This is a genomic window from Enhygromyxa salina (assembly GCF_002994615.1).
In the GTDB taxonomy this organism is placed as follows: Bacteria; Myxococcota_A; Polyangia; order Nannocystales; family Nannocystaceae; genus Plesiocystis; species Plesiocystis salina_A.
The window spans coordinates 1-24,725 of record NZ_PVNK01000127.1 but is presented as its reverse complement, the minus strand read 5'-3'; the positions used below and the strand labels follow the sequence as shown (position 1 = coordinate 24,725).

21 protein-coding genes and 1 pseudogene are annotated in these 24,725 nt (G+C 69.3%); 10 read left to right on the top strand and 12 right to left on the bottom strand.

Translation table 11 applies throughout. The features are described from left to right. The first annotated feature begins 2 nt into the window (after positions 1-2). A complete protein-coding gene (locus ENSA5_RS13110; protein WP_106391989.1) occupies positions 3-2,000 on the top strand; it encodes a TolB-like translocation protein in 1,998 nt (665 codons plus the stop codon). Positions 2,001-2,073: 73 nt separating this feature from the next. Here the strand turns inward: ENSA5_RS13110 and ENSA5_RS13105 are convergent, their stop codons facing one another. The 4 genes from ENSA5_RS13105 to pyrE all read right to left on the bottom strand — a co-directional run bounded on the left by ENSA5_RS13105 (position 2,074) and on the right by pyrE (position 5,141). After that, a complete protein-coding gene (locus ENSA5_RS13105) occupies positions 2,074-2,682 on the bottom strand; it encodes a hypothetical protein (RefSeq protein ID WP_146155641.1) in 609 nt (202 codons plus the stop codon). 146 nt (positions 2,683-2,828) lie between these two features. After that, on the bottom strand, positions 2,829-3,833 hold the full coding sequence (locus ENSA5_RS13100) for a fibro-slime domain-containing protein (RefSeq protein WP_106391987.1): 1,005 nt from the start codon (positions 3,831-3,833) through the stop codon (positions 2,829-2,831). An 82-nt stretch (positions 3,834-3,915) separates the two neighbouring features. Then, complete coding sequence (locus ENSA5_RS13095) at positions 3,916-4,467, bottom strand: hypothetical protein (protein ID WP_106391986.1); 552 nt, start codon at positions 4,465-4,467, stop codon at positions 3,916-3,918. Beyond that, a complete protein-coding gene (gene pyrE, locus ENSA5_RS13090; protein ID WP_106391985.1) occupies positions 4,464-5,141 on the bottom strand; it encodes an orotate phosphoribosyltransferase in 678 nt (225 codons plus the stop codon). The genes ENSA5_RS13095 and pyrE overlap by 4 nt, the downstream gene beginning before the upstream one ends. A gap of 54 nt (positions 5,142-5,195) precedes the next feature. Between pyrE and ENSA5_RS13085 the strand changes: the two genes are divergently transcribed. After that, positions 5,196-6,230, top strand: a complete 1,035-nt coding sequence (locus ENSA5_RS13085) for a hypothetical protein (RefSeq protein WP_106391984.1) — start codon at positions 5,196-5,198, stop codon at positions 6,228-6,230. On the opposite strand, the gene ENSA5_RS13080 is transcribed toward ENSA5_RS13085, so the two are convergent. Next, positions 6,197-7,804 carry a sensor histidine kinase gene (locus tag ENSA5_RS13080; RefSeq protein ID WP_106391983.1) on the bottom strand — a complete coding sequence of 536 codons (1,608 nt, stop codon included), beginning with the start codon at positions 7,802-7,804 and terminating at the stop codon, positions 6,197-6,199. The two genes, ENSA5_RS13085 and ENSA5_RS13080, sit on opposite strands and share 34 nt — an antisense overlap. A gap of 5 nt (positions 7,805-7,809) precedes the next feature. Continuing rightward, positions 7,810-8,520, bottom strand: coding sequence for a response regulator transcription factor (locus ENSA5_RS13075; protein WP_258182832.1), 711 nt, complete (start codon positions 8,518-8,520; stop codon positions 7,810-7,812). 124 nt (positions 8,521-8,644) lie between these two features. On the opposite strand from ENSA5_RS13075, the gene ENSA5_RS13070 reads away from it, so the two are divergent. From ENSA5_RS13070 to ENSA5_RS13050, 5 genes are all read left to right on the top strand, one after another. Next, entirely contained in the window at positions 8,645-8,848 is a 204-nt protein-coding gene (locus tag ENSA5_RS13070; protein WP_106391981.1) for a hypothetical protein, read from the top strand. 162 nt (positions 8,849-9,010) lie between these two features. Then, complete coding sequence (locus ENSA5_RS13065) at positions 9,011-11,284, top strand: zinc-ribbon domain-containing protein (RefSeq protein WP_106391980.1); 2,274 nt, start codon at positions 9,011-9,013, stop codon at positions 11,282-11,284. Positions 11,285-11,309: 25 nt separating this feature from the next. Continuing rightward, on the top strand, positions 11,310-11,606 hold the full coding sequence (locus ENSA5_RS13060; RefSeq protein ID WP_106391979.1) for a TFIIB-type zinc ribbon-containing protein: 297 nt from the start codon (positions 11,310-11,312) through the stop codon (positions 11,604-11,606). Positions 11,607-11,664: 58 nt separating this feature from the next. After that, complete coding sequence (locus ENSA5_RS13055; RefSeq protein WP_106391978.1) at positions 11,665-12,246, top strand: RNA polymerase sigma factor; 582 nt, start codon at positions 11,665-11,667, stop codon at positions 12,244-12,246. Further along, positions 12,236-13,060, top strand: coding sequence for a hypothetical protein (locus ENSA5_RS13050; RefSeq protein ID WP_106391977.1), 825 nt, complete (start codon positions 12,236-12,238; stop codon positions 13,058-13,060). Before ENSA5_RS13055 ends, ENSA5_RS13050 begins: the two co-directional genes overlap by 11 nt. Before the next feature lie 58 nt (positions 13,061-13,118). Here ENSA5_RS13050 and ENSA5_RS13045 read toward each other — a convergent pair whose 3' ends face one another. Genes ENSA5_RS13045 through ENSA5_RS13035 form a run of 3 tightly spaced genes read right to left on the bottom strand, consistent with a single transcriptional unit; the run spans position 13,119 to position 16,949 of the window. Then, complete coding sequence (locus ENSA5_RS13045; RefSeq protein ID WP_106391976.1) at positions 13,119-13,706, bottom strand: anthranilate synthase component II; 588 nt, start codon at positions 13,704-13,706, stop codon at positions 13,119-13,121. A 1-nt stretch (position 13,707) separates the two neighbouring features. After that, complete coding sequence (locus tag ENSA5_RS13040) at positions 13,708-15,231, bottom strand: anthranilate synthase component I family protein (protein ID WP_106391975.1); 1,524 nt, start codon at positions 15,229-15,231, stop codon at positions 13,708-13,710. Beyond that, positions 15,228-16,949: a hypothetical protein gene (locus ENSA5_RS13035; protein ID WP_106391974.1), complete on the bottom strand. Its 1,722-nt coding sequence runs from the start codon at positions 16,947-16,949 to the stop codon at positions 15,228-15,230. Before ENSA5_RS13035 ends, ENSA5_RS13040 begins: the two co-directional genes overlap by 4 nt. A 125-nt stretch (positions 16,950-17,074) precedes the next feature. On the opposite strand from ENSA5_RS13035, the gene ENSA5_RS13030 reads away from it, so the two are divergent. The 3 genes from ENSA5_RS13030 to ENSA5_RS13020 all read left to right on the top strand — a co-directional run bounded on the left by ENSA5_RS13030 (position 17,075) and on the right by ENSA5_RS13020 (position 20,524). Next, positions 17,075-17,869 carry an N-acetylmuramoyl-L-alanine amidase family protein gene (locus ENSA5_RS13030; RefSeq protein WP_106391973.1) on the top strand — a complete coding sequence of 265 codons (795 nt, stop codon included), beginning with the start codon at positions 17,075-17,077 and terminating at the stop codon, positions 17,867-17,869. Between the two features lie 349 nt (positions 17,870-18,218). After that, on the top strand, positions 18,219-20,099 hold the full coding sequence (locus ENSA5_RS35925; protein ID WP_146155639.1) for a zinc metalloprotease: 1,881 nt from the start codon (positions 18,219-18,221) through the stop codon (positions 20,097-20,099). A 32-nt stretch (positions 20,100-20,131) separates the two neighbouring features. After that, positions 20,132-20,524 (top strand): hypothetical protein, encoded by a 393-nt coding sequence (locus ENSA5_RS13020; RefSeq protein ID WP_106391971.1) that lies wholly within the window; start codon positions 20,132-20,134, stop codon positions 20,522-20,524. A 438-nt stretch (positions 20,525-20,962) separates the two neighbouring features. On the opposite strand, the pseudogene selD reads toward ENSA5_RS13020, so the two are convergent. The 3 genes and pseudogenes from selD to ENSA5_RS13000 form a co-directional block, all read right to left on the bottom strand. After that, positions 20,963-22,000 (bottom strand): annotated as a pseudogene (selD, locus tag ENSA5_RS13010) (selenide, water dikinase SelD); the annotation flags it as partial. Positions 22,001-22,203: 203 nt separating this feature from the next. Next, on the bottom strand, positions 22,204-23,607 hold the full coding sequence (locus ENSA5_RS13005) for an ArsB/NhaD family transporter (protein ID WP_146155638.1): 1,404 nt from the start codon (positions 23,605-23,607) through the stop codon (positions 22,204-22,206). 5 nt (positions 23,608-23,612) lie between these two features. Next, on the bottom strand, positions 23,613-24,488 hold the full coding sequence (locus ENSA5_RS13000) for a hypothetical protein (RefSeq protein WP_146155637.1): 876 nt from the start codon (positions 24,486-24,488) through the stop codon (positions 23,613-23,615). Positions 24,489-24,725 lie beyond the last annotated feature (237 nt).

Sequence of the window (24,725 nt, the reverse complement as noted above, 5' to 3'; positions counted from 1 at the left end):
TGATGTCCGCGGACGACACCGAGGTCGAGGTCTTCGTTCGAGGCTTCCGATCTCGGCTGTGGTTGCTGGCGTTGCTCGTGGTCGTCGGCCTCGGCGCGGCGCTGTGGACGGGCACCCGCGAGCGCGGGATCGGGGCCCCGGACGATCGTCGGCGGCTGATGGTCGTGACCCAAGCCGGCGACATCGACTACTACGCGGTGCTCGAGCGCGGCGGCTTCGCGGTCGAGGTCGACAGCTACGCCGACTGGGAGGCGAGCGCGCGCGCGGAGCTGCCCGAGAGCGAGGCCGAGGGCGTGGCCCTGGTCCTCGAGCTCGCCGACGAGCGCGGGTTTGGCTTCGTCGTGTTCGAGGCCCCGAGCACCCTCGACTTCGACGGCCTCGAGCTCGAGCCCAGCCTCGACGCGATCGACGAGCTCGACGCCCGCGACTACGCCGTGCTCAGCGTCGGCGATCTGGCCTTCCCCCATCACCTCAGCGTCGACGATCCCGGCGACGATCCGCTCCTGCGCATCCCCGGCTACGGCGCGATCCAGGCCGTGTTGCGTCAGCCAGCCGTGAGCGCGCGCGAGGATGACGAGCGCCCGACCGTCGAGGAGCTGCAGTACGAAGACGCGATCGAGGTCGCGCGCTGGATGTACGAGCGGCCGACGACCTTCGCGGCCGCGATCGAGTTCGCGCAGGCCTCGATCGACGCGACCCTCAGCGAGGACCCCCACGCCCGCACGCTGCTCGGGCCGCTCGCAGCCGGGTCTGCGCTGCCGACCCCCGACGGCGGGGTCCTGGTCGTCCATCACGCCCTCGACGTCTACAGCGACGACGCCCGGTCCTTGACGCTGGGCGTGGGCGAGTCGATGCACTTTGGCTACTTGTCGCCCGACGCCGTCGCCGGCTTGTTCGAGACGGGCGAGCTCGAGCTCGCCAGCTGTGCCTCGCTCGCGGGCGGCTCGATCGAGATGGATCGAGAGCCGCGGATCGAGGCCGCGATCGACGGCAGCGCGCTTGCGATCGCCACGCTCGCGGGGGAGGCCCGGATCTGGCGCAAGGTCGAGGGGCCCGGCTGCGTGTGGCGCGAGCACGCGAGCTTGCCCGCGTCGGGATCGGTCGGGGTGCTCGCGCCCCGACTTCGAGCGCGGGCGGGTGGCCAGGGGCAGCAAACGCTCGCGGCGCGCGTGGTCGACATCGAGCCGCAAGGGGCGACGGTCGCGGTCTGGCTCGACGCCGAGTCGGGCGTCGACGAGGGCCGCATCGACGAGCGGGGCGTCGGGACCTCGGACGGCGGGTCGGCGCTCGAGCTCTTGCGCCTGCCCGAGGCCGAGGTCGGCGCGCTGGTGTTCATCGACGACGTCCAGCTCGCCCTCTTGTCGCGCACGCCGCTGCCGCCCGAGCAGCAGACCACGACCGCGCGGGCCGAGCACGCGATCCACGTCCTCGACCGCCGCCGGCCCGGGGCCCACCTGCGGATCCCGACGGATTTTTTCGCTCAGGGGCGGGCCCTGCACGAGCTCGCGCTCGTCAGCCCCGCCGTGATCGCCACCGAGGATCCTCAGGTAGGCGAGCTGCACGGGCCGCGCTTTGCGGTCAGGGCCGCTGGGGTCTCGGGCTCCGAGCTGATCCTCGTCGAGCTCGGCGCGCAGGCGTGGCAGACCTTCGAGGACGCGATGGTCGCGGACGGGGAGGGCGGCCTGCACACGCTGACCCCCGACGACCTCGAGGCGCGGGTCGTCGACACCGCGGGCCGGAGCGTGGAGGCGCTCACGGTCTCGACCCGAGCGGGCGCGCTGGCCTACGCGGCCGTCGACGGCGCGCTGCCCAGTGAGCTCGCCGTCAACGCGCTCGACGGCGGGCCCGCTCGCTACCTGAGCAACAACGAGGTGATCGACACCTTGCCTCGCTTCACCGCCGACGGTCGCTACCTGGTCTACGTCACGATGGTCCGCAGCTCGCTCTCGCCCGTCCCCTACAGCGTCCCGCGCATCGCCCCAGTCCCGGCCGCCGAGTAGCTTGCGCTCGAACGCGAACAGGCCGCGGGATCCCGCGGCCTGTTCGCTGTGTTCGAGCGGCGCTCGAGCTTGATCAGGCGGGCCGGCGCTCCTTGCCCTTGCCGGGCCGGTGCGCCTTGCCCTTGCCGGGCTTGCCCTTGCGCTCGGCCCTGGCGTGCTTGCTGTCCTTGTCCTTGTCGCGCTTGCCGGCCTTGTCCTTGTCGCGCTTGCCGGCCTTGTCCTTGCCGCGCTTGCCGGCCTTGTCCTTGTCGCGCTTGCCGGCCTTGTCCTTGTCGCGCTTGCCGGCCTTGTCCTTGCCGGGCTCGCCCTCGGCGGCCATGCGCTCGGCGACGCGCTGGCGCTGCTTGGCGTCGAGCTCGTCGTGGATGTCGAGCACGGCCGAGAAGCGCTGGGATTCGGCCGCCGCGTGCTTGGCCTGGACCTTCTTGTGGAGCCGCTTCATCTTGGCCGCGTTGGGCTTGTCCTTGGCGTACTCGGCCGCGAGCTGCTTGCGGAGCTCCTTGGTCTGCTCGCGCTCGGCCTTGGACTGGTCGCGCATCTCGTGGCGAAGCTCGCGGACGGGGTTGTCATTCTTGGGCGCGGGCTTGGCTGCGATCGCGGTCCCGCCGGCGAGGCTGCCGACGATGGCGAGGGCTCCGAGTCCAGTGACGAGGCGGTTGGCGATGAGGCTCGAGATGGTCATGATCAGAGCATTCTCCGGGTCCGGGCTCTCGACCATGCTGACGAGGTGAGCGAAGCGTAAACGCCAAGCGGCGGCTCGCTCAGCAGGGCAGCGATGTTAGGGGGGTAGGCGCTTGCACGCCCACGCCCGCTGACATCGCGCAGCGATCACTGCGGGTCGAAGCACGCGATCGTGGTCGTGATCTTGAAGTTCGACTGGGTCGTGTGGCGCTCGGCGAAGAAGAAGTCGAGGTCGTAGACCTGACCGATCTGGAGGCCGAGGTCGTCGGCCTGGGCGTCCATGTCGATGTTGCCCGAGAGCGGCCCGTGGACGCCGCCGAGGTCGATGCCGAGCTGGCCGTTGACGAACACCCACAGGTCGTCGTCGCCCTCGAAGCCGAACACCTCGCCGCCTTGGTACAGGAACTTGGTGTGGAGCTCGAGGGTGAAGTGGTAGTTGTGGGGGTTGCCCTCGTTGCCCCAGCCCTGATCGTCGATCGGGAAGAACATGTTGTTGGCGTACTCGTAGAGCCCAGGCTGGAGCTCTTGCAGCTCGATCGGGACCTCGAAGTTCTGATTCACGCCATCGACGTCGTTGTACCACTGGTTGAAGTTGGCCTCGGTCGTCGTCGTCGGCGTGCTCGGGTTGCCGTTGTAGACGGGCTTGAGGTCCATGCCCAAGTCTTGCTGAACGATGCCCGGGTCGACGCCGACGGCGCTCTGGAAGTCCGGGTGGGCGCTTTGGAAGTCGCGGACCGTGGAGTAGAGCGTGGTCCCGCACAGGTCGGGGTCGCCGTCGCCGTCCCCGGTGTCACCGTCACCGTCGCCGGTGTCGCCGTCGCCGTCCCCGGTGTCGCCGTCGCCGTCCCCGGTGTCGCCGTCGCCGTCGCCAGAGTCGCCGTCGCCATCACCAGAGTCGCCATCACCATCACCAGAGTCGCCGTCGCCATCACCGGAGTCGCCGTCGCCATCACCGGAGTCTCCGTCGCCGTCGCCGCTCTCCCCCTCGGCCTCGGCCTCGCCGGACTCGGTCGAGCTCTGCTCATCGCCATCGGTCTCGTCGGTGCCCGAGTCCGTGCCGCCGCTGCCCGCGGAGCTGCCGTCGTCACCGCAGGCCGGGGCCATGGCGAGCGCGCAAAATGTCATGAAATTGACGAGTTTTCCCTTACCCATTTCAGCAATCTATCAAAATGGCGCCGAAAGGGCAGTGGCCGGCGAATGGCCCTACCGGAGGCTGATTCGCCGGGTTGGGAGCTCATTTCGGGACGGCGTCGAAGGACCCGATCCAGCGGCAGTCGACGGCACTCCCTGCCGCCTCGCCGATCAGCCGCTGCCCGGCCCATCCCATTGCGCGGGTGTTGCCATCTCGAAACTCGCCGTCCATGCGCTGGAGCGACTCCAGCGGGCCGGCGACCGTCGCCGCGTCGTGGCGTGAGGCGAGGTCAAAGCTCCCGTCAGACTCGATCGCGCCGGTCAGCACGCCCGCCTCTGCGCCGGGGCCGGTCGGGATGGCCAGCACGCCGCTGCCCTCGATGAGCTCGAGGTCGAGGGCGACGTAGCCAGCGAGCGCGCACAGATCTTGGGTCTGGCCGTCGAACTCGAAGCTCGGACAGTCACAGGACTCGGTCTCGAACGTGAACTGCCACGGGCCGCTGCGCGCGTCGCCGGTCGCGGAGCCCTGGCCCATCGACAGCTCGCGGATCAGCTCGGCGTCGAGGGGATCGGCGTCGAGGGGATCGGCGTCGGCGCAGCCGAGCGCGCAGCCGAAGACCGCGGCTGCGAGCGCGCCCTTGACCCACGCGCTCATCCGTCCGCCCCGGCGTGCTCGGCCAGGTAGGCCTCGATCGCTGCCTTCATCGCGTCGTCGAGCACGACCGCGCCGTCGATCTCGCGCCCGTGGAGGAACGAGACGATCTCGCGGATCGAGACGATGGCCCGGACGTCGACGCCGAGCTCCTCGTGGAGCTCGCGCAGGGTCGTCTTCTCGCCGCGGCCTCGCTCTTGGCGATCGACCGCGACGATCGCCGCGCCGACCTCGATGTCCGGACCCGCGGCGCGCAGCAGCTCGACGGCCTCGCGGATCGAGCGGCCCGAGGTGATCACATCATCGACGAGCACGATCTTCATGCCCGGGGCCGGAGGGGTCCCGACGAACACGCCACCTTCACCGTGATCCTTGGCCTCCTTGCGATCGAAGCCGTAGGGGACGTCGAGGCCCTGCTCGGCCAGGCCGATCGCCGTTGCGACCGCCAGCGGCACGCCCTTGTAGGCTGGCCCAAACACGAGGTCGCAGGCCAGCTCGGCCCGCTGGATCTCGGCCGCGTAGGCCCGGCCGAGCCCGGCGATCGCCTGGCCCGTGCGGAGCTGACCGGCGTTGACGAAGTAGGGCGATTTGCGCCCGGACTTGAGCGTGAACTCGCCGAAGCGGATGACCTCGTAGCGGACCAGGAGCTCGACGAATGCCTGCTGGTGGGGTTGCACGGGCGCAGGGTAGCACCACGGGCTGCTAGCACCCCGGGCTGCTAGCATTCGCGGGTGACGCATCCAGCACGAAGCTTCGAGTTCGAGCGCGTCCTCGACGGCGAGGAGCTCGCCGTGGTTCGGGCGGCCCTCGACGGCTACCCGGGCTACGACATGATCGTCAGCCAGCCCGTCGCCGAGGGCTTCGGCGCCGGCTTCCTCAACCGCCACGACGTCGTCAGCCACTACCTGCGCACCGGCGGAATCTCCGGCCGCCCGGTCAATCTGCGCGAGCTCGCGGACCGGACGAATTTCTTCCGCGGGACCTTCGCCTACGGCGAGCGCGTCGAGGTGTCGGGCGTCGAGCCCTACCTCTACAGCGCCCGCCTGCGCGAGGCCGCGGCCCGGCTCTACGGGCTCCCGGTCGTCGAGCCGGCGATGGTGTTCGTCAACTTGATGCTGCCCGGGCAGGAGCTGGGGGTCCACGCCGACGTGCCCGAGTTTTGCGGGCTGAGCCGCGACGAGGCGCCCGAGTGGTTGATGGTCGTCATGCATCACTCGGGGCTGTTCGAGCGCGAGCGCGTCCCGATCGCGACCGCGGTGAGCTGGTTCGGCGACGCGAGCGGCGGCGCGTTCTTCTACTGGCCCGACGGCCCGCGCGCCGACCCGCGCGAGATCCCGACCCACGACAACCACTGCGTCGTGCTCGACACCGACTCGGTGTTCCACGCGGTCGCCCCGGTGAAGTGGCGCTACGAGTCCGAGCGACCCCTGCTCGAGATCGGCGTGCGGGTGGTCTGGTCGGCCGAGGAGCAGCGCTGGATCGTCACCCACAACCAACGCGAGCTGATGCGCCTGACCCGGGCCGACGTCCGGGTGTCGCTGTCGTGGAAGGCGCGCTGCTTCGAGACCGAGGCCCAGCGCGACCAGGTCATGGGCGCCCGCGCCCGCGGCGAAGGGCTCACGCTCGACGAGGCGCTCACGCGGCTGCGGCTCGACCTCCACCAGCGCGGGCGCCTCAGCTCGCCCGATCCCGGCGGTGACCCGCGCGAGCTGATCATGGCGCTGCTCGAGACCTACCTCGAGTTTCCGAACTCACTCTCGGATTGAGCGAGCACGATCACGAAGCGGGCTCCCGAGGCCCCATCGCGGCGGCCCTCGGCGCGAATGCTGCCGCCGTGGGCCTTGGCGATCTGCCGACACAGATACAGCCCGAGGCCGACGCCGCCCTGATCGCGGGCCCGGGCCGAGTCGAGGCGGGCGAAGGGCTCGAAGATCTGGGTCCGCTTGTCGGCGGGGATGCCCGGGCCCTCGTCTTCGACCTCGATCACGACCGTGTCGCCCTCGCGCCGGCCGTGGATCCACAGCTCGCCCGCGGGGCAGGCTCGGCGCGCGTTGGCCAGGAGGTTCCGGAGCAGGCGGTCGATCAGCATGGAGTCGACGTGCAGCGCGATGTCTGGCTCGCACTCGACTCGGGCGTCGAAGCGCGCGGCCGCGCCCTCGCACAGCGCGGCGAGGTCGATGCGCTCGAGCGTGAGCCCGCCGTCGCGGCCGAGCTCGAGGCGGCCGGAGGTCAGCAGATCCTTGATCAGCGTCTCGACCTCGCCGAGATCCTCTTGCATCTCGTCGAGGCCACGCTCGAGCCGCGCGAGGTCATCGGCCGCGACGAGCTCGCCGCGCTGTTCGGCCGCGCGGATGTTCTCGAGCCGCCCGCCGAGGATCTCGACGAGGACCTTGGTCCGGGCGATGGGCGTGCGCAGCTCGTGGGACACGTTGGCGAGCAGGGTGCGCTGACCGGTGACCAGGGTCTCGAGCCGATCGGCCATGTCGTTGAAGGACAGGGCGAGCAGATCGACCTCGTCGCGGGGCTCGTCGACGAGCTCGGCGCGGTGGGACAGCTCGCCGCGCGCGAGCGCCCGGGTGCTGCGCTCGAGCTTGGCCAGGCGTGAGGTCAGCGAGCGGGCCAGCGGCCAGGCCCCGCCAGCGAGGGCCAGCAGCAGCAACAGGCCAAAGCCCAGCAGCCCGCGGCGGGGGTTGTGCCTGGGGTTGATCGCCACGATCGCGATGAAGCGCCCGCGCTCGCGGTTGAGGGCGCGCTCGTAGGTGCGCCCAGCCTCGGCGCCGAGCTCGGAGTCCTCGCTTTGGTCCTCGTCGTCGTCGATGAAGAAGCCCCGCTCGAACAGCGGCAGGGTGATCGTCGGCGGGCCGAGGCCCCGCTCGTGGACGACCGGCTGACCCTGGCGCAGTCGGTGGCGCTCGGCCTTGTTGAGGTTCGGGTGGTTGCGCGTGCGGGGGTTGGGCGCCGCCTCATCGGCCGGGCCGAGCGGGCGGCCGCGCTCGCGCAGAAACACGAACACCTGGGCGTCGAGATCCTGCTCGAGCTTGGCCTTGGCTTTGGTCAGGTCAGGCTCGTCGCGGGTGAGGAGGGCCTCGGCGAGGGCCGGGCCCGACTCGTGAGCGCGATCGACGAGCTCCATCACCCGCTCGTCGCTCCACGAGGAGGCCGCGGCCCAGACCAGCGCCCCGGCGAGCGCGGCGAAGACCAGGACCGAGACCACGAAGGTCGCGTAGATGCGCACGAACAGGCGGCCGCGGCCCGGGCCGGCCGTCGCGTCGGTGGCGCGCTCCGGGGCTCGAGGCCGAGCTGGCCCGCCAGCGTTCGCCTCGGGGGGGTCTGTGGGCATGGCGATCAGCCGTCAGCCGAGAGCACGTAGCCGACCCCGCGGACGGTCTTGATCAAGTTCGAGCCTGCGCTGGCGTCGGCGGCCGCGAGCGACTGGCGGACCTTGCTCAGGTGCACGTCGATCGAGCGGTCGACGCTCGGGTCGAATTCCTGGGGCGGCTCGCCGCGCAGGGTCCGGACCTGGGCGTGGAGCTGGTTGCGGCTCAGGACCCGCTCGGCCTGCGACGCGAGGATCCAGAGGAGATCGAATTGGTAAGCTGTGAGCTCGCAGGCGTTGCCGGAGACCGTGGCGATGCGCCGAGCTCGGTCGATCGCGAGGGCCCCGAGCTCGAGGGTCTCGGCCTCGACGCTGCTGGTCGTGGCGTGGCGGCGCAGGACCGCGCGAATTCGGGCGAGCAGCTCGCGGGGGGAGAAGGGCTTGGGCAGATAGTCGTCAGCTCCGACCTCGAGCCCGACGATGCGGTCGACCTCCTCGCCGCGCGCGCTGAGGATGATGACGGGGATCTTGGACCGCTGGCGCAGCCTGCGGCACAGATCGAGGCCCTCGATGCCCGGCAACATGAGGTCGAGGAGCACGATGTCGTGCTCGCCGGCCGCGGCGCGCTCGAGCCCGCGCTCGCCGTCACCCACGATCTCGACCTCCGCCTTGTGGGTGCGCAGGTACTCCGCGGTGCGCTCGGCGAGGCGCTCGTCATCTTCGATGAGCAGGATCCGCACCGCACGATGGTGCCACACACTCGGGAGCCGCGTCTTCGCGTCCTGCTCGCGGGAGGTGAAGCCCTGGTAAAGCCAGCAAAGGTCCGAGATTGACAGGACCGGGCGCCCGTCGTAGTTCGGCTACATGCGCTACGTGTGCAGTTACTGCCACACGCCGATCGAGGCCGAGCCGGACGACGAGCACAAGGTCTGCCCGAGGTGCAAGGCCGAAGCCGGCATCGAGCCCGTCAAGGACAAGGCGCCGGTCGCGATGCAGTACTTCGGGCTGATCCTGCTCGTGGCTGGGGTCATGGCGGTCGGTGGCTCGTTCTTCGGACTGGCCTCCTGACACCTGGGCATGAACAGGACCTCAGAGGCGTGCTCTGGGGCGTGGTGGGTTGTTCAGCGGCCTGCTAGAGTGCCCGTCCCGGATGGCCGCCAACCAAGTCAGCCCATCGGAGCGCGCGCCAGCCAGCGCTGAGCTCGGTCGACGCCCGGCGCGGAGGCATGGATGATCGTTCGCTGCCCGCAGTGCGGGACCGAGTTCGGTTTCGACGACACGCAGGTCGGTGAAGGCATCACCGTGCGCTGCTCGGTCTGCAAGCACGTGTTCAAGGTCGAGTCGGCGTCCGCTCAGCCCCCGGGGTGGCAGATCCACACGACCGACGACGCCAGCTTCACCGCGCCCGACGTGGCGACCATGCGTCAGTGGATCGACGAGGGTCGCCTCCACCCCGACGATCAGGTCTCGCGCACCGGTCAGAGCTGGGTCCGGATCGGGAGCATGCCGGAGTTCTCCGCTGCCTTTGCCCAATTCGGGGCCATCGAGCCCGTCGTCAAGCCGGTCGCGCCGCCGGCCCCCGAGCCGCCGCCGCCGCCGCCGCCAGCTCCCGCGCAGCCTCCTGCGCAGGTCGCGGCCGCGCCGAAGCAAGCGAGCGCGCGAGCGCCCCTGTCTCCGCCGCGCAGCGTCCCGCCGCCGCCGGTCGACATCGAGTCGCTCAACCTGAACCTGAACGTTGGCCCCAGCGCAGAACCGGACGACGAGCTCGGCCTCAGCCGCGCCAAGCTCGACGAGATCGATGAGCCGGAGGCCGCGCGCAGCTGGGCCGGCGAGTTCCTCGCGGTCGACGACGATGAGCCTGGGACCGACGCCACGACGCGCGTTCGCCCCGGCGCGTCCAAGCGCCCCGCTCTCGCGGACGACTTCTCGTTCGAGCTGGCCGACGATGACGCGCTGACCCGCCCGGTGAAAAAGCGCCCCCGCCAGGCAGATGGCCCCGCGCTCGAGCTCGACGACAGCGACCGCGACGCGCCCCGGCGCGCGGCGAACAAGCGGCCCAAGCGCGCCGAGGGGCGGGCGCTCGAGCTCGATCTCGACGACGAGCGGCCGGCTCCTCCCGATGAGCCCGCCGCGTTCACGCCCGTCAAGCGGCGCGGCGTCGGACCGGGTCTGATCGCCTTTCTCGGCGTGATCGCGGCCGTCGGGGTGATGTTTGGCGTGCCGCAGATCCGCGAGAAGCTGCTCAACCTCGGCGGTGGCCAGCAAGACGCCCCGGTCCAGGCCACCGCGCGGCCCGAGGTCGCGGCCGCCGAGCGGGCCACGCGGCGCCTGGGCGTGGCCGACCTCGCCAAGGCCGAGGCCGAGCTCCAGCGGGCGATCGACGCCAGCGACGCCGACGCCCCGACTCAGGCTTCGATGGAGCTCGCGCTCGCGGACCTGCTGATCAGCCGCGCGCTCGCCTACGAGATCGCGGCCGCGATCGACCCCGATCAGCGCGAGGACTTCCGCCGTCGGGCGAGCGAAGATCAAGAGGATGGCGAGCGGCTGGTCGACGGGCTCGAAGGCGCAACCGACATCGATCGGCTGGCCGAGGTCCGGGCCTTCGCGCGGCTAGCGAGCGGCCGGAGCGAGGCCGAGGTCCTGCCCCACGTCCCCGAGGCCGCGACCGAGACCGCGCTGATCGTGCGAGCGGCGGTGCTGTGGCAAGATCTCGACGCGCCTGTGCCCCCGGGGCTCGTCGCCGGACTCCAGGGGCTGCCGCCGCCGCGCACGGGCCTCGGCGACAGCGCGCTGGCGCTGGCGCTGCTCCGGGCTGGCGACGAGACCGCAGCTCGCAACACCGCCGAGCGGCTGCTCGTCGCGGCCCCCGATCAGATCGTCGCGCTCGCGATTCGCTCGCAGTTCGGCCCCGGTGACGCGGGCGACGACGGGGCGGGCGAGGGCGAGACCGGTGGGCTGGGCGAGGCTGGCGAGGCTGGCGAGGGGGGCGATCCCAGCGTGGCCAAGGCGCCACCACCGCCTGGCGGAGGCGGAGGCGGAGGCGGAGGCGGCGGCGGCGGCGGCGGATCGAGCTTCGACCGCCTGCTCGAGCGCGGCTGCACGCAGGTCTCGTCGGGCGACGCGGCCGGCGGGATCAAGACCCTGCTCAAGGCCTTCGACCGCCAGCCCAAGAACATCGACGTGCTCGTGTGCCTCGCCGAGGGCTACGCGGCGCAGGGCAACAACGGGCGCGCAGACCAGTTCTTCGATCGCGCGCTTCAGCAGTCGCCCAAGAGCAAATTCGCGCTGCGCGGCGCCGCCAAGGTCGCCGCCAAGACCGGCGCCACTGCGCGGGCCACCGATCTCTACGAGCGGCTCCTGCAGGTCGACCCCAACAACGCCACCGCGAAGGCCTACCTCAGCAAGAACAAGCCGAGCCAGGCCGAGCCCGAGCCCACACCCGCCCCCGAGCCCACGCCACCCGCGGACCCATCCGCGGACCCACCCGCGGACTCGGGGGGCTGAAGCCCCCATCACAGCAAGGAGCCACATGTCACGCCCAAGTGAGAACGAAGAGGAGTACATCCTCCGCCAAGAGATGGAGAAGCGCCGCGAGGCCGTGCGCGCCAAGCAGGCCGAGCTCGCCGAAGAAGACCGGGCCAAGCTCAAGGAGCTGCACTGGATGCGCTGCGCCAAGTGCGGAGCCGAGCTCCAAGAGGTCGAATTCCGCGGCGTGAAGGTCGACAAGTGCTTCTCGTGCGGGGGCGTGTACCTCGACGATGGCGAGCTCGAGCAGCTCGCCGGACGGCCCGGGTGGTTCGACTCGATGATCAAATTGGTCAGGTGATCAATTCTCCGGCTCGGATCCGGTCACAGATCCGGGCGCCGCTCGTAGAGCTGTCTCGATGCTCGCTATGCGCGATCCGCTGGCCCGCTGGGTCCGCAAGGCCGTCGCTGGTGATCGCCGGGCGTTCACGCGCCTGTACCGAGAGCTCCAGCCCCTCGTCGCGCGCTACGTCGCGCGTCGGGTCGACTCGGCGGCCGACGCCGAAGAGCTGGTCGCCGACGTGTTTCGGCGCGTGGTCGAGCACCTCGCCGACTTCGACCCCGCGCGGGGCTCGGTCCGGGCGTGGGCGCTGCGGATCGCTCGCAACGCGGTCATCGATCACTACCGCACGCGCAAGAGCGCGGTCGCGCTCGAGGTCATCGCCGACGGCCTGCGCGAGACCACCGGGCCGCTCGACCACATGATCGCCGACGAGCGGACCGCCTGGGTCCGGGCGTTGGTCGCCGAGTGCCCAACCGAGACCCGTCAGCTCCTGGCCATGCGCTACGGCGACGGCCTGCGCCACGCCGAGATCGCCGAGCTGCTCGGTCTGCGCGAGTCGGCGGTGCGCAAGCGGATCTCCCGGGCCGTCCGCGAGCTTCGAGCTCGCTCGCGCATGCTCGAAGACGAGCAGAAAGCGGAGGTGTCCCATGCCCTCTGACCCCTCGACCAAGGAGCTGCTCCGCGAGCTCCATGCCCCCCGCGTGGACCCGCCGCCGCTGCGCCCGAGCGCCGAACAAGCGGCCGTGTCGGCATGGGCAGCGCGCTACGCTCAACCTGGGGGCGCGGGGGCGGGCGCCAAGGAGACCCGCGGCGGCGGCGTTGGCCTGCTCGCGCTGCTCGTCAGTCATCGCGTCGCGCTCGCGTTCGGAGCCCTGATGGTGGCGATCGTCGGCGCGTGCGTGCTGCCGACCTCCTACGACATCCCGCTCGGGCTCAGCGTCGAGATTCGCCCGGCCGATGGTGAGCGCCTGCCCGCCAGCGAGATCGCCCGCTACGTGCGCGAGCGCAGCGACGCGGCCGAGGTCGACGTGCTCGTGCGCGAGCAGGTCCAAGCCGGGGGCGGCGAGCCCCAGACCTTGATGCAGATCCGCTTGTGGGATCAGGGCCTCGCGCTCGGCGAGATCGAGCCGGAGCTGCGTGAACAATTCCCGGCCCTCGCCGATGCCGAGATCGTCGAGACCGCGCTCGAGGGTGAGATCGATACGATCTGGGCGCGCCGCCTGGCCCACCGGGCGTTTCGGGTGTCGCTGCGCGAGGCCGACCTCGAGGAGGCCCGCGCGCAGCTGCTCGCCGACCTCCACTCGCGCGGCTTCAAGGACGAGGAGGTCGTCGTCAAGGTCCGCGATCTCGAGGACGGCGGGCGCGAGATCGAGGTCGAGGTCGAGGTCGAGGATCGGAGCTTGGGCGAGGGTGACCAAGCCGGGCCGCCCGCTGAGCTCGAGCTTGACGGCATCGGCCCAGGCTTTGACTGAGTCCTCGAGCCTGGCGCGGATCCACGTCGGCGACGGCGACGGCGACGGCTGAGCGGCGTCACCAGGCCAGGAAATTGCGCAGGAGCTCGGCGCCGTGCTCGGTGCCGATCGACTCGGGGTGAAACTGCACGCCGGCCACGCGCTGCTCACGGTGGGCGACGCTCATGACCAGGCCCTCGCGCGTGCGGCTGGTGACCGCGAGCTGCGGCGGCAAGCTGGCCTCGTCGAGCATCAGCGAGTGGTAGCGCATGACCGTGAGCGGGCAGGGCAGGCCGGCGAACAGGCCCTGGCCGTCGTGCTCGATCGTGCTCTGCTTGCCGTGCATGACCTGCGGTGCCCGGGTCACGCGGGCACCGAGCGCGGCGCCGAGGCCCTGGTGACCCAGACACACGCCGAGGATCGGGACCTGCCGCGGGCCCAGGGTCTTGACGACCTCGGCGCAGATCCCAAAGTAGGCCGGATCTTCGGGGTTGCCGGGGCCCGGCGAGATGAACACGTGGGTCGGGTCGTCGGCGAGGACCTCGGCCAGCGACACGCGGTCGTTGCGGTAGACCTTGGCCGCCGTCTGGGTCAGCTCGCCCAGCGCCTGGTAGATGTTGTAGGCGAAGGAGTCGTAGTTATCGAGGATCAGCAGGCGGTAGGGCATGTCAGCGACTGCGCTCCCGTCGGGCCAGGTCGATGGCGAGGACGAGGCCGTGGGCCTTGTCGAGGGTCTCCTGGTACTCCTCGGCCGGGTCCGAGTCAGCCACGATCGCGCCGCCGACGTGGAAGGTGACGAGCTCGGGGGACTTGACCAGCGTCCGGATCACGATGCTCAGATCGAGGGCTCCGTCGAAGTCGAAGAAGCCGATCGCGCCCGAGAACACCCCGCGCTTGGTCGGCTCGAGCCGGTCGATGATCTTCATCGCCTCGATCTTGGGCGCGCCGGTCATCGAGCCGCCGGGGAAGGTCGCGCGGAGCAAGTCGACGGGCCCGAGGCCCTCGCGCAGGACCCCGCGGATCGTCGAGACCATGTGCCAGGTGAACTCGTAGGGGTGCACGCCGCACAGCTCGCTGACCCGGACCGTCCCGAATTGGCAGACCTTGCCCAGATCGTTGCGGCACAGATCGACGATCATCAGGTTCTCGGCCCGGTCCTTGGCGGCGCCGCGCAGCTCGTCGCCGAGGGCCCGGTCTTCGGCCTCGCTGGCGCCGCGGGGGCGGGTGCCCTTGATCGGCCGGGTCTCGACCGCGCCCGCGCGATCGAGGCTCAAGAAGCGCTCGGGCGAGGCCGACAGGACCTCGATCTCGCCGAGGCGCAGGTACGCGCTCATCGGCGCCGGGTTGACCGCGCGCAGGGCCCCGTAGAGCTGGCGAAGCTGCGCTGGCAAGGTCTGCCGGGGCAGATCGAAGCGCTGGGTCAGGCAGACCTCGAACACGTTGCCGGCCAGGATCTCTCGCTTGGCTTGCTCGATCGAGGCGAGGTAGGCGAGGCGGTCGACGGTCGGGGTGATCCGGCGCTCGTGGAGGTGGACCTCGAGCAGGCGCGGGTCCTGGGCTCGGGCCGCCCGGGCGCGCGCCCGGAGCCGCTCGACCTCGGCCGCGGCGGGCGGGCCCGGGTCACGCGCATGGCGCTCGACGACGCGCTGTCCCTCGGCGAGCCGGGCCTGGGCCTGGGCCTGGGCCTGCTCGGGGCTGGCGCCGAAGCCCGTGGCCAGGATGAAGCTGCGGCCCTCGACGCGGTCGCTGGCGTAGACGAGGCCGTAGAACAGCAGCTCGGCGTCGGGCAGCGCGAGGTCGTCGCGGCCGCGGTCGGGGACGTCCTCGATCAGGTACAGGAGCTCGTAGCCGAGGTAGCCGACCGCGCCGCCGACGAAGGGCGGGAGGCCCGGCTGCCAGGTTGAAGTGTCGCAGCGGTAGCGCTCGAGCAGGCCGGCGAGCTCGGCGAGGGGATCGCCCTCGAGCGCGCGCAGGTCGTCGGGAGGCCCGGCCCAGCAGCGCCCGCGCTTGGTCCGAAATTCCCAGAAGGGGTCGGTGCAAAAGTAGGCGTAGCGGCCGAGCTCCGACGGCGCGCCGGGCTCCTCGAGCAGCGCGACGTGGCGACGATCGTCGTGGCTCGCCGCGAGCTCGTAGGGCGACAGGAGCTCGATCTCGGCGAAGCGCAGGCTGCGGTGCAGGGGTCCGGTGTTCACCGCTGTGCGGGCTCCAGGGCCTTGGCCACGGACCGGACCAGCGCGTCGAGTTGATCGACGCGCAGGCCGACGAGCTCGCGGCCGAGATCGACGTCCACGCCTCCGTCCCAGGCGCGCAGGTAGGCCGTCGGGAAGCTGGTCAGCGCGTCGAGGGGGGCGTCACCGAAGGCCTCGAGCGCGCGCAGCTCCCCGTGGACCCGGTGGCTGCGCGACAGCAGGTGGTCTGGACGTCGGCCGCGCTTGCCCGGATCGGGGACCAGCTCGAACACCGGCTCCTCGCGCCCGGGCAACCCGACGCTGAGCTCGATGCGGGTCGAGCCGGGCTCGACGCGGGCGCGCAGATCGAGGACCGGCCCGCCCTCCGCGCGACCTTCGGGCCCGAGCAGCTCTCCGCGCAGGCCGATCATCCCGGCGCCGGACTCGGTCTCGACCGCCGTCGGTGGATCGAGGCCGAGGCGCTCGGCCAGACCCTCGATGAGCTCGCGGACGCTGGCGAGATCGCGCGGCGGGCCATCGTCGTAGGCGAGCGCGCGCTCGATCGCCGCAGCGTCGGCCGCGGCCTGCCGGGACCCGAGCTCGCGGTGCGGGGCCCCGGGCAGCATGCCCTCGACGACGAGCAGCGCCCCGACCCCGAACATCAGGACCAGGTGCGGGCTCGAGAACCCGAGCCCGGCGATGACCATCAGGCCCAACGCGATGCCCCGGACCCGATCCTCGGCCGAGACCAGCGCCGAGTAGACGGTCACGAACATGAAGAACAGCCCCATCATCAGGGCCGCCGAGCGGAGGTCGTCGACGTAGGAGGGGTAGGGGACCGCGAACCCAAACAGCGACTGCAAGAGACCGCCGAGGCCGTCCTCGAGCTCGCCGAAGCCGTTCTCGTACAGGAAGTAGAAGAACATGCTGGCGAGCAGGCAGATCACGCCGACCACGGCCATGACCCACAGCTCGAGCCGTGGCCGCAGCAAGATCAGCGTGGCGATCGCCGTGACCACGAGCGCGGCCCCGACCCAGGGGATCGCCTCGGGCTCGACGAGCGCGCCCGAGAGCCCGTCCCAGCCCGCGAAGCCGACCCGGACCGCGAGCGGGAGCAAGAGCACGAACACCAGCGGCCGGCGCTGACGCGGGCCGAGCTCGGACCAGAACAGCGCGGCCGCGACGGGCCACGAGGCCAGCAACAGCGCGGCGCCGATCGTCGCGAGGCGATGATCGGCCAGCCACGTCGGTCCGACCGGGACCTGCCCGAGGTGCGAGGCCGCCAGCGCCAGCGCGCCGGGCAGCGCGAGCAGCAGCGGCACGAAGGCGAGCTTGCCGAGGCGACGATCTTTGGCCCAGCCGATCGGGACCGAGATCGCCAGGACCAGGCACAGCAGCGCCGACAAGTGATGGAGGATGTACTCGCCGTGATACGCGAGGCCGAGGGTCGAGGTGTGGGCGCGCAGGCCGTACCAGACCCCGGCCGGCCAGACCAAGGCCAGGGTCACCGCGAGCTGTGGTCGCGAGCGGACCACCCAGACCGAGAACACGCCCGCGCCGAGCAGCGCCCCGACGACGAGGTAGATGTACGCGCCCTCGTTGGCCGCCGCCGTAAACTTCTCGAGCCGCGCCAGACCCAGGACGATGCTCGCGATGATCTGGAGCAGCCCCGCGACGAGCGCGACGGCAGCGATCGCCCATGGTGAGCGCTCTTCTTCCGGCGAGTGGCTCTCGAGGCGCAACGGGCAAGATATATACCCCCGGAGCTCGCTCGTGGCCGCAGACGCAGCGCCGCCCGAGCCCAGAAGGCCAGAGCCAGTTTCGGCGCTTTCTTTGAGGCGAACCGACAATATCCTACATGTAGGACATGCACCGACGTGACTTCCTGCTCGGGTTTAGCGCACTCACCGCTGGCGCCGCCGTCCTCCGGCCGGCCCGAGCCCTGGCCGCTCCCCGGCCCGTCATCGAGCAGGGCTTTCGCCTGGTCATCGATCCCGGTCACGGCGGCGAGAACGGCGGATGTCGCGCACACCGCGGAGGAGTCCACGAGAAGCAGCTGACCCTGATGCTGGCCCAATCCCTGGCCGGGCGGGTCGTGGATCTGATGCCCCACGCCGAGGTCCTCCTGACCCGCGAGGCCGACGAGACCCTGCACCTGACGCAGCGCGTCGGCTTCGCCAACGAGGTCGAGGCCGACCTGTTCTTGAGCCTCCACTGCAACGCCTCGCGCAACGGGGATCAGACCGGCTTCGAGACCTTCTTGCTCGACGTCAAGGCCTCGAGCCACGACGCCGCGCTCACGGCCCAGCGCGAGAACGACGAGGGCTTCGGCCGGCCGCGCGACGCGGGCGGGGACGAGGTCGCGGTCATGCTCCGCGAGCTCGGCATGACCAACGACCGCAAGCACGCCGCCCACTACGCCGCGGCGATCCAGCGCGAGCAGGCGCGGCGCTTCCCCAACCGGGTCGATCGCGGCGTGCGTCTGGCCAACTTCGACGTGCTCATGGGCGCGCGGATGCCCGCGGTCCTGCATGAGGTTGGGTTCTTGGATCACGAGGACGAGAGCAAGCTGCTCCTCGACGAGGGCGGGCGCGGGCAGATTGTCGAGGCGATCGCTCAGGCGACGCTGTCGTATTTCAATGAGGTCGTCCGCCGCGGCTGAGGCTGGAGGCTGACTGCCGCCGCGAGCCTGGCCAGCTCGAGCTCGACTTCGGCCAATCCCCCAACAGCGACGCGCAGTCCCTGCGACTCAGCGGTCCTGGTCGGATGAGGAACGCACTATGCTCAAGTGAGCAAACGCACATCGAGGGTTCCCGATATGTTACATTGCAACCGGGCGACAATGATATCGTCGCACGATGAGACATGCGCGTCTGAGATGGTTCGCTTGTGTGACTTGTGTTTTCTCTCTGGGTTGTGGCCCCAGTACACCTGATGAGCCCGACCCCAGTTTGGCTGGGTGCAGTTGGGGGCCCAACGGCGAAACGGGAGGTTCGGGCGGCGATGGATATTTGGTCATCGAATCCCCGGAGTTGCAGAAATATGTCCAGGATCACGTCATCACGGCCCAAGATGGTACTCATTGGGTCATTGAAGGCGATCTCTTAGTTGATGATTTTCGTCAGGTCGTAGCAGCCTTTTGGCGCTACAACGGAAATGTCAGAGAAGAGCAGGGCCCGGCCAGAGAACAGTTTCGGGGGACAGTGTACTGTGACACTGAACTTGCGATCGATGAGATCTGGAGCCCGAGCCAGAAGTTAGCTCTCTCTTACTGTTTTGATGATTCATGGAATGACGCACCGGAGAACTACAGGGCTCAAGCCACGGAAACCATGCGTGCGGCCACGCTCGCCTGGGAGAGTGCAGCAGATGTGAACTTTATCGAGGTCGGCGGTGGTGAGCCTTGTAGCCACGATGGCGCATTGTTTACCGTGGGGTACGAGGGCGACTCATGCCTCTGGGGCGTCCTCTGTACGATTAAAGGTTTGGCTTTCCCTCCGAACGCCGCCGAAAGCGACCGAACTGTCTACCTCTGGGACAACGCATTCCTGCAGGGTCCCGCAGGCCTCGAGCGCACCATTACACATGAACTCGGCCACGTTCTCGGTCTTTCGCACGAGCATGCTCGTTTTTTGCAGCCCGAGGGGACTCTTTGTGACTTGTCCAGTATCGATGACGGTGATGGCCGCGGTGTAACGGCGGCCGACTCGGACTCTGTCATGGGCTATCCTCAGTGTTTCGGAACCAACCCGAATCCGTTGCCCCCGTATCCTTCGACGCTCGATCGGACCACGGTCAGTTACATCTACAACCTGCCGCGCTCCATCATCGGCGGCGCCTCGGGTCCGCCAGACTCGGGGACGCTCGTCTGGCACCGTCCCGCCGGACAGTACATCGTCTGGGAGTCGGTCGGGGGAGTCAATCAGCCGATTCAGTTCGTCGAGACGACCGGGTGCTACGATGAGAATGACTGCTCCGCGGGGGCTGCTCCGTACTGGAAGCCTGTTCTTCTCCACCATGAAGGCCCGGTCGATGTGCTGATGTACGGTCCCGGCGATTTCGACGAGATGCTGTTCAAGAATCTCGATGGCAGCGTGGTGTCCGACGTTCCGGGCAACTTGGTGACCAACGTCGATGTCCCCATCGTGTTGGATCGATTCTTCGGCCCCGCCGATCGTAGTGTATGGTGGCACCGTCCTGAAGACCCCGCCGACAGGTTGTGGCGCGATGTTGGAGGTGAGATCGAATCGAGCCTCGACTACGACGATCGGATATATACTGACGGGCACTACTCGCCGATTATGGGTAAACTCGTGTCCGGGCAGAGTTCGATGCTCTGGGTAAGCCCGACTCAGGATATTGTACACCTCACGCGCTTCTCGGGGGGCGGGATCCAAGAGACTTTGATTGACAAGACGCTCTGTGGATTGTCCAGTCAGCAGTATAATGGTGTTTCCGGTGATTTCGACGGTGACCAGCAGGATGAAATCGCATGGTATGACTTCGAAATGGAGACCGTCACGTACTGGGCATCCCTCCCGAACTGCATGTTCTCCCCGAGCTTTCAGGTCGGAAAGGGCAAGTTGGCGGCCATCCGGCTCAACGGCGCCAAGGACAGCCTGATGGTCTATCGGCCTCAGGACTCGGAGGTGCAGTTCTACGACGTCTCAAGCCAGACCATGACGCCGGCGCAAGCCATCTTCGACGACGCGTCGCCGATCCTGAGGGACTTCGATCGCAACGGATGTACGGACATCCTCTGGTTCACGCCGCACACGGACGCCAGCCTCATCTGGCAGTCCCAGTGTGACGGTACGTTTCGCGTTGACTCTGTCGTGCCCCCTTCCGGCGCATATCCTCTCGGATACGGACCCGGACACGGCCGGCTTTGACATCCGGCTACTCGATGCTAGGAGTTTCAAAAATGTTCGAGATACTGCGCTCAATTCCTCTCGCTCTCGCTCTCGCTCTCGTGTGCGGTAGCTGTGACCGGTCGGGCTCGGGAGATAGCGTTGGCGACGGCGAAGACCAGATCGCACTGTGCCAGAAGATCTGCATAAAGCCCTTTTGTGACCCAACCCTGGAGCCGACCGAGGACGCGGAGCAAGGGTGCAGGGTCACCTGCGAGGAGCGGGTCGAAGACGCGAGTCACTACGATTGCAGCGACGCCTACCAGGAACTCTTGGAATGCCTCGACCGCCTGACTTGCGACGAGTTCTACCAGTGGGCAGCAGAAGAAGAGGGCGCACCCTGCGCGGCGGAGGAGGCCCTGCTGACCGACCGCTGTCCCGAGCTGACCATTCGCACCGGGGCCTAAATGCGGGTACACTGGCGCACTCTGGCTTTCGGTGCGGTCTTGCTCGGATGCCACCGCGAACCGGTGCCGTCCGAACAATACGCGGCGTGCGACTCCATTTGCGAGACGGTGGCCTGTGTCGACCCCGGGATCGAAGCGGACGCGCTCGAGCGCTGCGTGTCTTACTGCTACGACAAGGCGGACGCGAGCGTCGAGCAGGGGACGGCTTGCGAGGATGCGTTCGCGCGCGGACTGTCATGTCTGGCCGAGTTGTCATGCTCGGAGTACGAAGTGTGGGCGACCAGTGGGCCGGGGGCGTCGTGTCCCTCGGCGAGAGCCGAGGTCGAAGACGCGTGTCAGGGGATCGAGCTCGATGCCCACATTCTCCCGCCCTGAGACAAGTCCTCAAAGCTGCACACGTCGCCGCGACCGCATCTCGAGAAGCCCAACAGCCAGCCCTCAGCGCCCGCTGCGGAGCTCGATCTCACCGATCTGAGCCGGCTTCGCGGGCAGCAGCTCCCCGATGATCGCGGCCTGGTGCCCGCTCCCGCGCAGCTCCTCGAGCATGCGCTCGGCCTCCTCGGCGCGCAGGCACACGAGCAGCCCGCCGCTGGTCTGGGCGTCGGCCGCCAGCCGGGTCCGGCGAGCGGCGTCCTTGTCGTTGCTCGAGTAGCGCCGCAGCAGCGAGCCCTCGACGTGCTCGAGGTTGGACTTGCTGCCGCCGGGGTAGTGGCCGGCGGCGAGGAGCTCGAGGGCGCCGGGCAGCAGCGGGAGGCGATGCAGATCGATCTGCGCCCGGAGGCGGCTGCCTCGCAAGATGTTGCGCAGGTGCCCGAGCAGGCCGAAGCCGGTCACGTCGGTGCACGCGGTCGCGCCGTGGTCGAGGGCGAGGGTGGCGGCGGTCGCGTTGAGCTTGGTCATCGAGGCGATCGCCGCCGCGACCACGGCCTCGCTCGCGACCTGCTTCTTGATCGCGGTGCCGATGACCCCGGTCCCGAGCGCCTTGCTCAAGATCAGGACCTGGCCGGGCAGCGCGCGAGTGTTGGCCAGCGCGCGCCGACGCCCGCGCGCGAGCATGCCGGTCACGGCGAGGCCGAATTTGAGATCGCCGTTGCGGACCGTGTGGCCCCCGACGATCGAGACCTTGGCCTCGGCGCACTTGTCTCGGGCGCCGGCCATGATCCGGCGCAGGATCGACAGCGGCAGCTGGTCATTGGGGAAGAACACCAAGTTGAGCGCCCACAGCGGCTGGCCGCCCATCGCCCACACGTCCGACATCGCGTTGGCGGCCGCGATCGCGCCGAAGGCCTCGGGCTCGTCGACCAGCGGCGCGATCGTGTCGGTCGTCAGGATCAGCTGCGGCCCCTCGGATCCGTCCTCGGTCGGCAGGCGCACGACGGCGGCGTCGTCGGACAGCTCCGGTCCGACGACCACGTGCTCGCTCCCGGCTGCGGGCGGGAGCATCCCGTCGAGGACCTCGACCAGGTCCGAGAGCCGAAGCTTGGCGGCTCAACCACCTCCGCTGGCGTAGGCGGTCAGGCGGACGGGCTCGTGCTTGGAGTCGCGCATGGGGGGAGCCTACCCGCGAGCGCTCGTGCGGCGAGACCCGTTGTTTACTTTAGTGGTGCTGCCGGGAACCGCGCATGAGGGGCGGCGCCAGCGGCGACCCGCTTGGGCGGGCGCCCCGCGGTGGCGTGGGCTCAGGCGAGGAAGAGCAGGACGTAGGCGACCGCGAGCGCGATCTGGATCAGCGCGTAGGGCAGGGCCTTGAGCACGAAGGCCCCGAAGCTCAGCTCGAGCTTGTAGCGGTGGATGATCGTGACCGCGACCAGCGTCGAGGCCGAGCCGATCGGCGTGAGGTTGCCGCCGAGGTTGGCCCCGAACACGACCGACCACCACTTGGGATCGGTGCTCACGGTGCCCATGTTGCCGAGGATCTTGGCCAGCATCGCGGCGAGGGGGATGTTGTCGGTGACCGAGGAGAAGCCCGCGGCCGAGACCAAAACCAGCGCGGTCCCGGTCGTCTCGCCGAGGCCGATCATCCACGCGAGGCCCTCGCCGATCAGCGCGAGGACCTGGGCGTGCTCCATGACGTTGATGACCACGAACAACGCGGCGAAGAAGCCGAGCAGATCCCAGTCGAGGCCCTTGTAGAACTGGTCGACGGAGCTCTTGTAGCGGATCAGCATGATCGCGCCGAAGGACAGCGCCACGTAGCCCATGCCGAGCTCGTTGACCCACGGCAGGATCGAGGTCGTGGCGATGACGAGCACGAAGGCGATGGTCATCGCGGCCCCGAACATGAAGAAGCCCTGGGACTCGATGCCGTCGTTCTCGTCGAAGCTCTCGACCTGCTTGGCGGCCTCCTCGCGGGCGGCGTCGTCGGGCAGCTTCTCGATCTTGAACAGGCGGATGCCCAGCGCGACCGTGACGATCGTCGCAACGATCACGTAGGGGCTGGCCTTGTAGAAGAACTCGACGAAGCTGATCCCGGCCGCGGTCCCGACGATGATGTTGGGGACCGAGGAGATCAGCGTGAGGAGGCCGCCGATGTTGGTCAGCAGGCCCTCGACGATCAAAAAGCCGAGCAGGTACTTCTCGCGGCCGAGCTTCTTGAGGCTCACGCCGGTCAGCGAGCCGACGATCAGCATCGCGGTGACGTTGTTGAGCACGGCCGAGAACACCACGGTCATCAGGCCGTAGAGCCACAGCAGCCGGCGAGGCTCGCCCTTCGAGGCCTTGGTCAGCTTGATCGCAATCCACGTGAACAGCCCGGACTTGCTGGTCACGTCGATGAACAGGCTCGAGCCGAGGATGATCGCGATCACGCCCCAGTCGACGGCCGGGATGTAGATCGGCATGTCGATCTCGTGGCTGCCGACGATGACCGGGCCGAAGGGCAGGATGTCGACGGCGGTCCCGACGAACAGGCACACGACCGCGAACAGGGCGACGATCAGCGACTTCTTGGCGTGGAGCTTCTCCTCGAGCGCGAGCGCGAGGATCATGCCCAGCAACAAGGCGGTGAACACGAGGGTGATCGTCAGCGAGACTTCGTGGCCGGTCTCGGGGGCCGAGGCGAGGAGAGGGGACAGCGGTGGCATGGCGGTCACAGCAGCAGCAGCGGGATCTCGCGGATCTCGACGGCGATCGGGTAGGCCATGCCGTGCATCGCCAGCTGATCTTCGTCTTTGGTGTTCATGACCAGCAGATCGACCTCGTGGTCGCGGATCAGCTGGCGGTAGGTCTCGAGGTGGTGACCCATCACGACCAGGGGCTTGACCTCGAGCGCGGGCCGGTGCTCGGCGATGACCTGGCGGCAGGCCTCGACGTAGTCGGTTGGCTGCTGGAGGAGCTTGTCGCGGATCAGGTTGCGGGCGGTGTCGGTGTTGATCTGGGGGATCTTGGCGATCGCGTCGAGGATCCGCTCGTAGGCGATCTCGGGCTCGACGTGGCTCAGCCACAGCTTGCCCTCGGGCTGGGTCACGGCGGCGGCGAAATTGACCAGGCGCTCGGACCCGGTCAAGTGATCGGTCATCGCCATGACCACGTCGGTGTTGCGCAGCGCGTGCGCGGCCGTCTGGGCCTGCTGGGGGTGCGGGGTGATCAAGACCGGCACGCTCGTCGCCTGGGTCAGGACGTCGATGAACTCACCGAGCGAGAACTTGAACGACCACGCGGAGCTGTGGAGGTTGCGGTAGGTGCACAGCAGGTCCGGGCCCCAGTCCTGGACGAGCTGGTGGAGCTCGTCGACGCGGGTGTAGTCGCTGCCGTTGACCACGCGGCGCTCGGGGCTGACGCCAGCGGCCACGGTGTGGGCGAGGACCCCGGTCAACAGGGGCTCGATCTGGGCCTCGAACTCGGCCGAGCCCGGGGCGTCGAGATCGGTGACGACGAGGATCTTGCGGATGAGCGGCGGGGCCCAGGTGAAGCTGTCCTTGCTCGCCGATCGAAACGCGCTCTCGAAGTGGTCGAGGGTGCTCATGATGTCGACGCCATGGTACACGGCGCCGAGGCTGTGCTCCGCGGCCCCAGGCTGCTCCAACTCGCAGACTCAGGGCATCGCCGTCGCAGCGCGAGGCGACACGATGCATTGCACCCCGGGCTGCTAGCAGCCCGGGGTGCAATGCCTCGCGCCGCCTCGCTTGGCCTTTTCGCCGAGGGCTTTGTCGCCAAAACTTGCAGTACGCCCGGTACAGCGGCGTTTTGGCTTCGCGCCCTC

Coding starts and splice junctions, on each gene's coding strand:
- ENSA5_RS13000 (WP_146155637.1), bottom strand. CDS start 24,488: ATGAGCACCCTCGACCACTTCGAGAGCGCGTTTCGATCGGCGAGCAAG.
- ENSA5_RS13050 (WP_106391977.1), top strand. CDS start 12,236: ATGCCCTCTGACCCCTCGACCAAGGAGCTGCTCCGCGAGCTCCATGCC.
- ENSA5_RS13065 (WP_106391980.1), top strand. CDS start 9,011: ATGATCGTTCGCTGCCCGCAGTGCGGGACCGAGTTCGGTTTCGACGAC.
- ENSA5_RS13020 (WP_106391971.1), top strand. CDS start 20,132: ATGTTCGAGATACTGCGCTCAATTCCTCTCGCTCTCGCTCTCGCTCTC.
- ENSA5_RS13100 (WP_106391987.1), bottom strand. CDS start 3,833: ATGGGTAAGGGAAAACTCGTCAATTTCATGACATTTTGCGCGCTCGCC.
- ENSA5_RS13055 (WP_106391978.1), top strand. CDS start 11,665: ATGCTCGCTATGCGCGATCCGCTGGCCCGCTGGGTCCGCAAGGCCGTC.
- ENSA5_RS13030 (WP_106391973.1), top strand. CDS start 17,075: ATGCACCGACGTGACTTCCTGCTCGGGTTTAGCGCACTCACCGCTGGC.
- ENSA5_RS13105 (WP_146155641.1), bottom strand. CDS start 2,682: ATGACCATCTCGAGCCTCATCGCCAACCGCCTCGTCACTGGACTCGGA.
- ENSA5_RS13110 (WP_106391989.1), top strand. CDS start 3: ATGTCCGCGGACGACACCGAGGTCGAGGTCTTCGTTCGAGGCTTCCGA.
- ENSA5_RS13005 (WP_146155638.1), bottom strand. CDS start 23,607: ATGCCACCGCTGTCCCCTCTCCTCGCCTCGGCCCCCGAGACCGGCCAC.
- ENSA5_RS13060 (WP_106391979.1), top strand. CDS start 11,310: ATGTCACGCCCAAGTGAGAACGAAGAGGAGTACATCCTCCGCCAAGAG.
- ENSA5_RS13070 (WP_106391981.1), top strand. CDS start 8,645: ATGCGCTACGTGTGCAGTTACTGCCACACGCCGATCGAGGCCGAGCCG.
- ENSA5_RS13080 (WP_106391983.1), bottom strand. CDS start 7,804: ATGCCCACAGACCCCCCCGAGGCGAACGCTGGCGGGCCAGCTCGGCCT.
- ENSA5_RS13095 (WP_106391986.1), bottom strand. CDS start 4,467: ATGAGCGCGTGGGTCAAGGGCGCGCTCGCAGCCGCGGTCTTCGGCTGC.
- ENSA5_RS13045 (WP_106391976.1), bottom strand. CDS start 13,706: ATGCCCTACCGCCTGCTGATCCTCGATAACTACGACTCCTTCGCCTAC.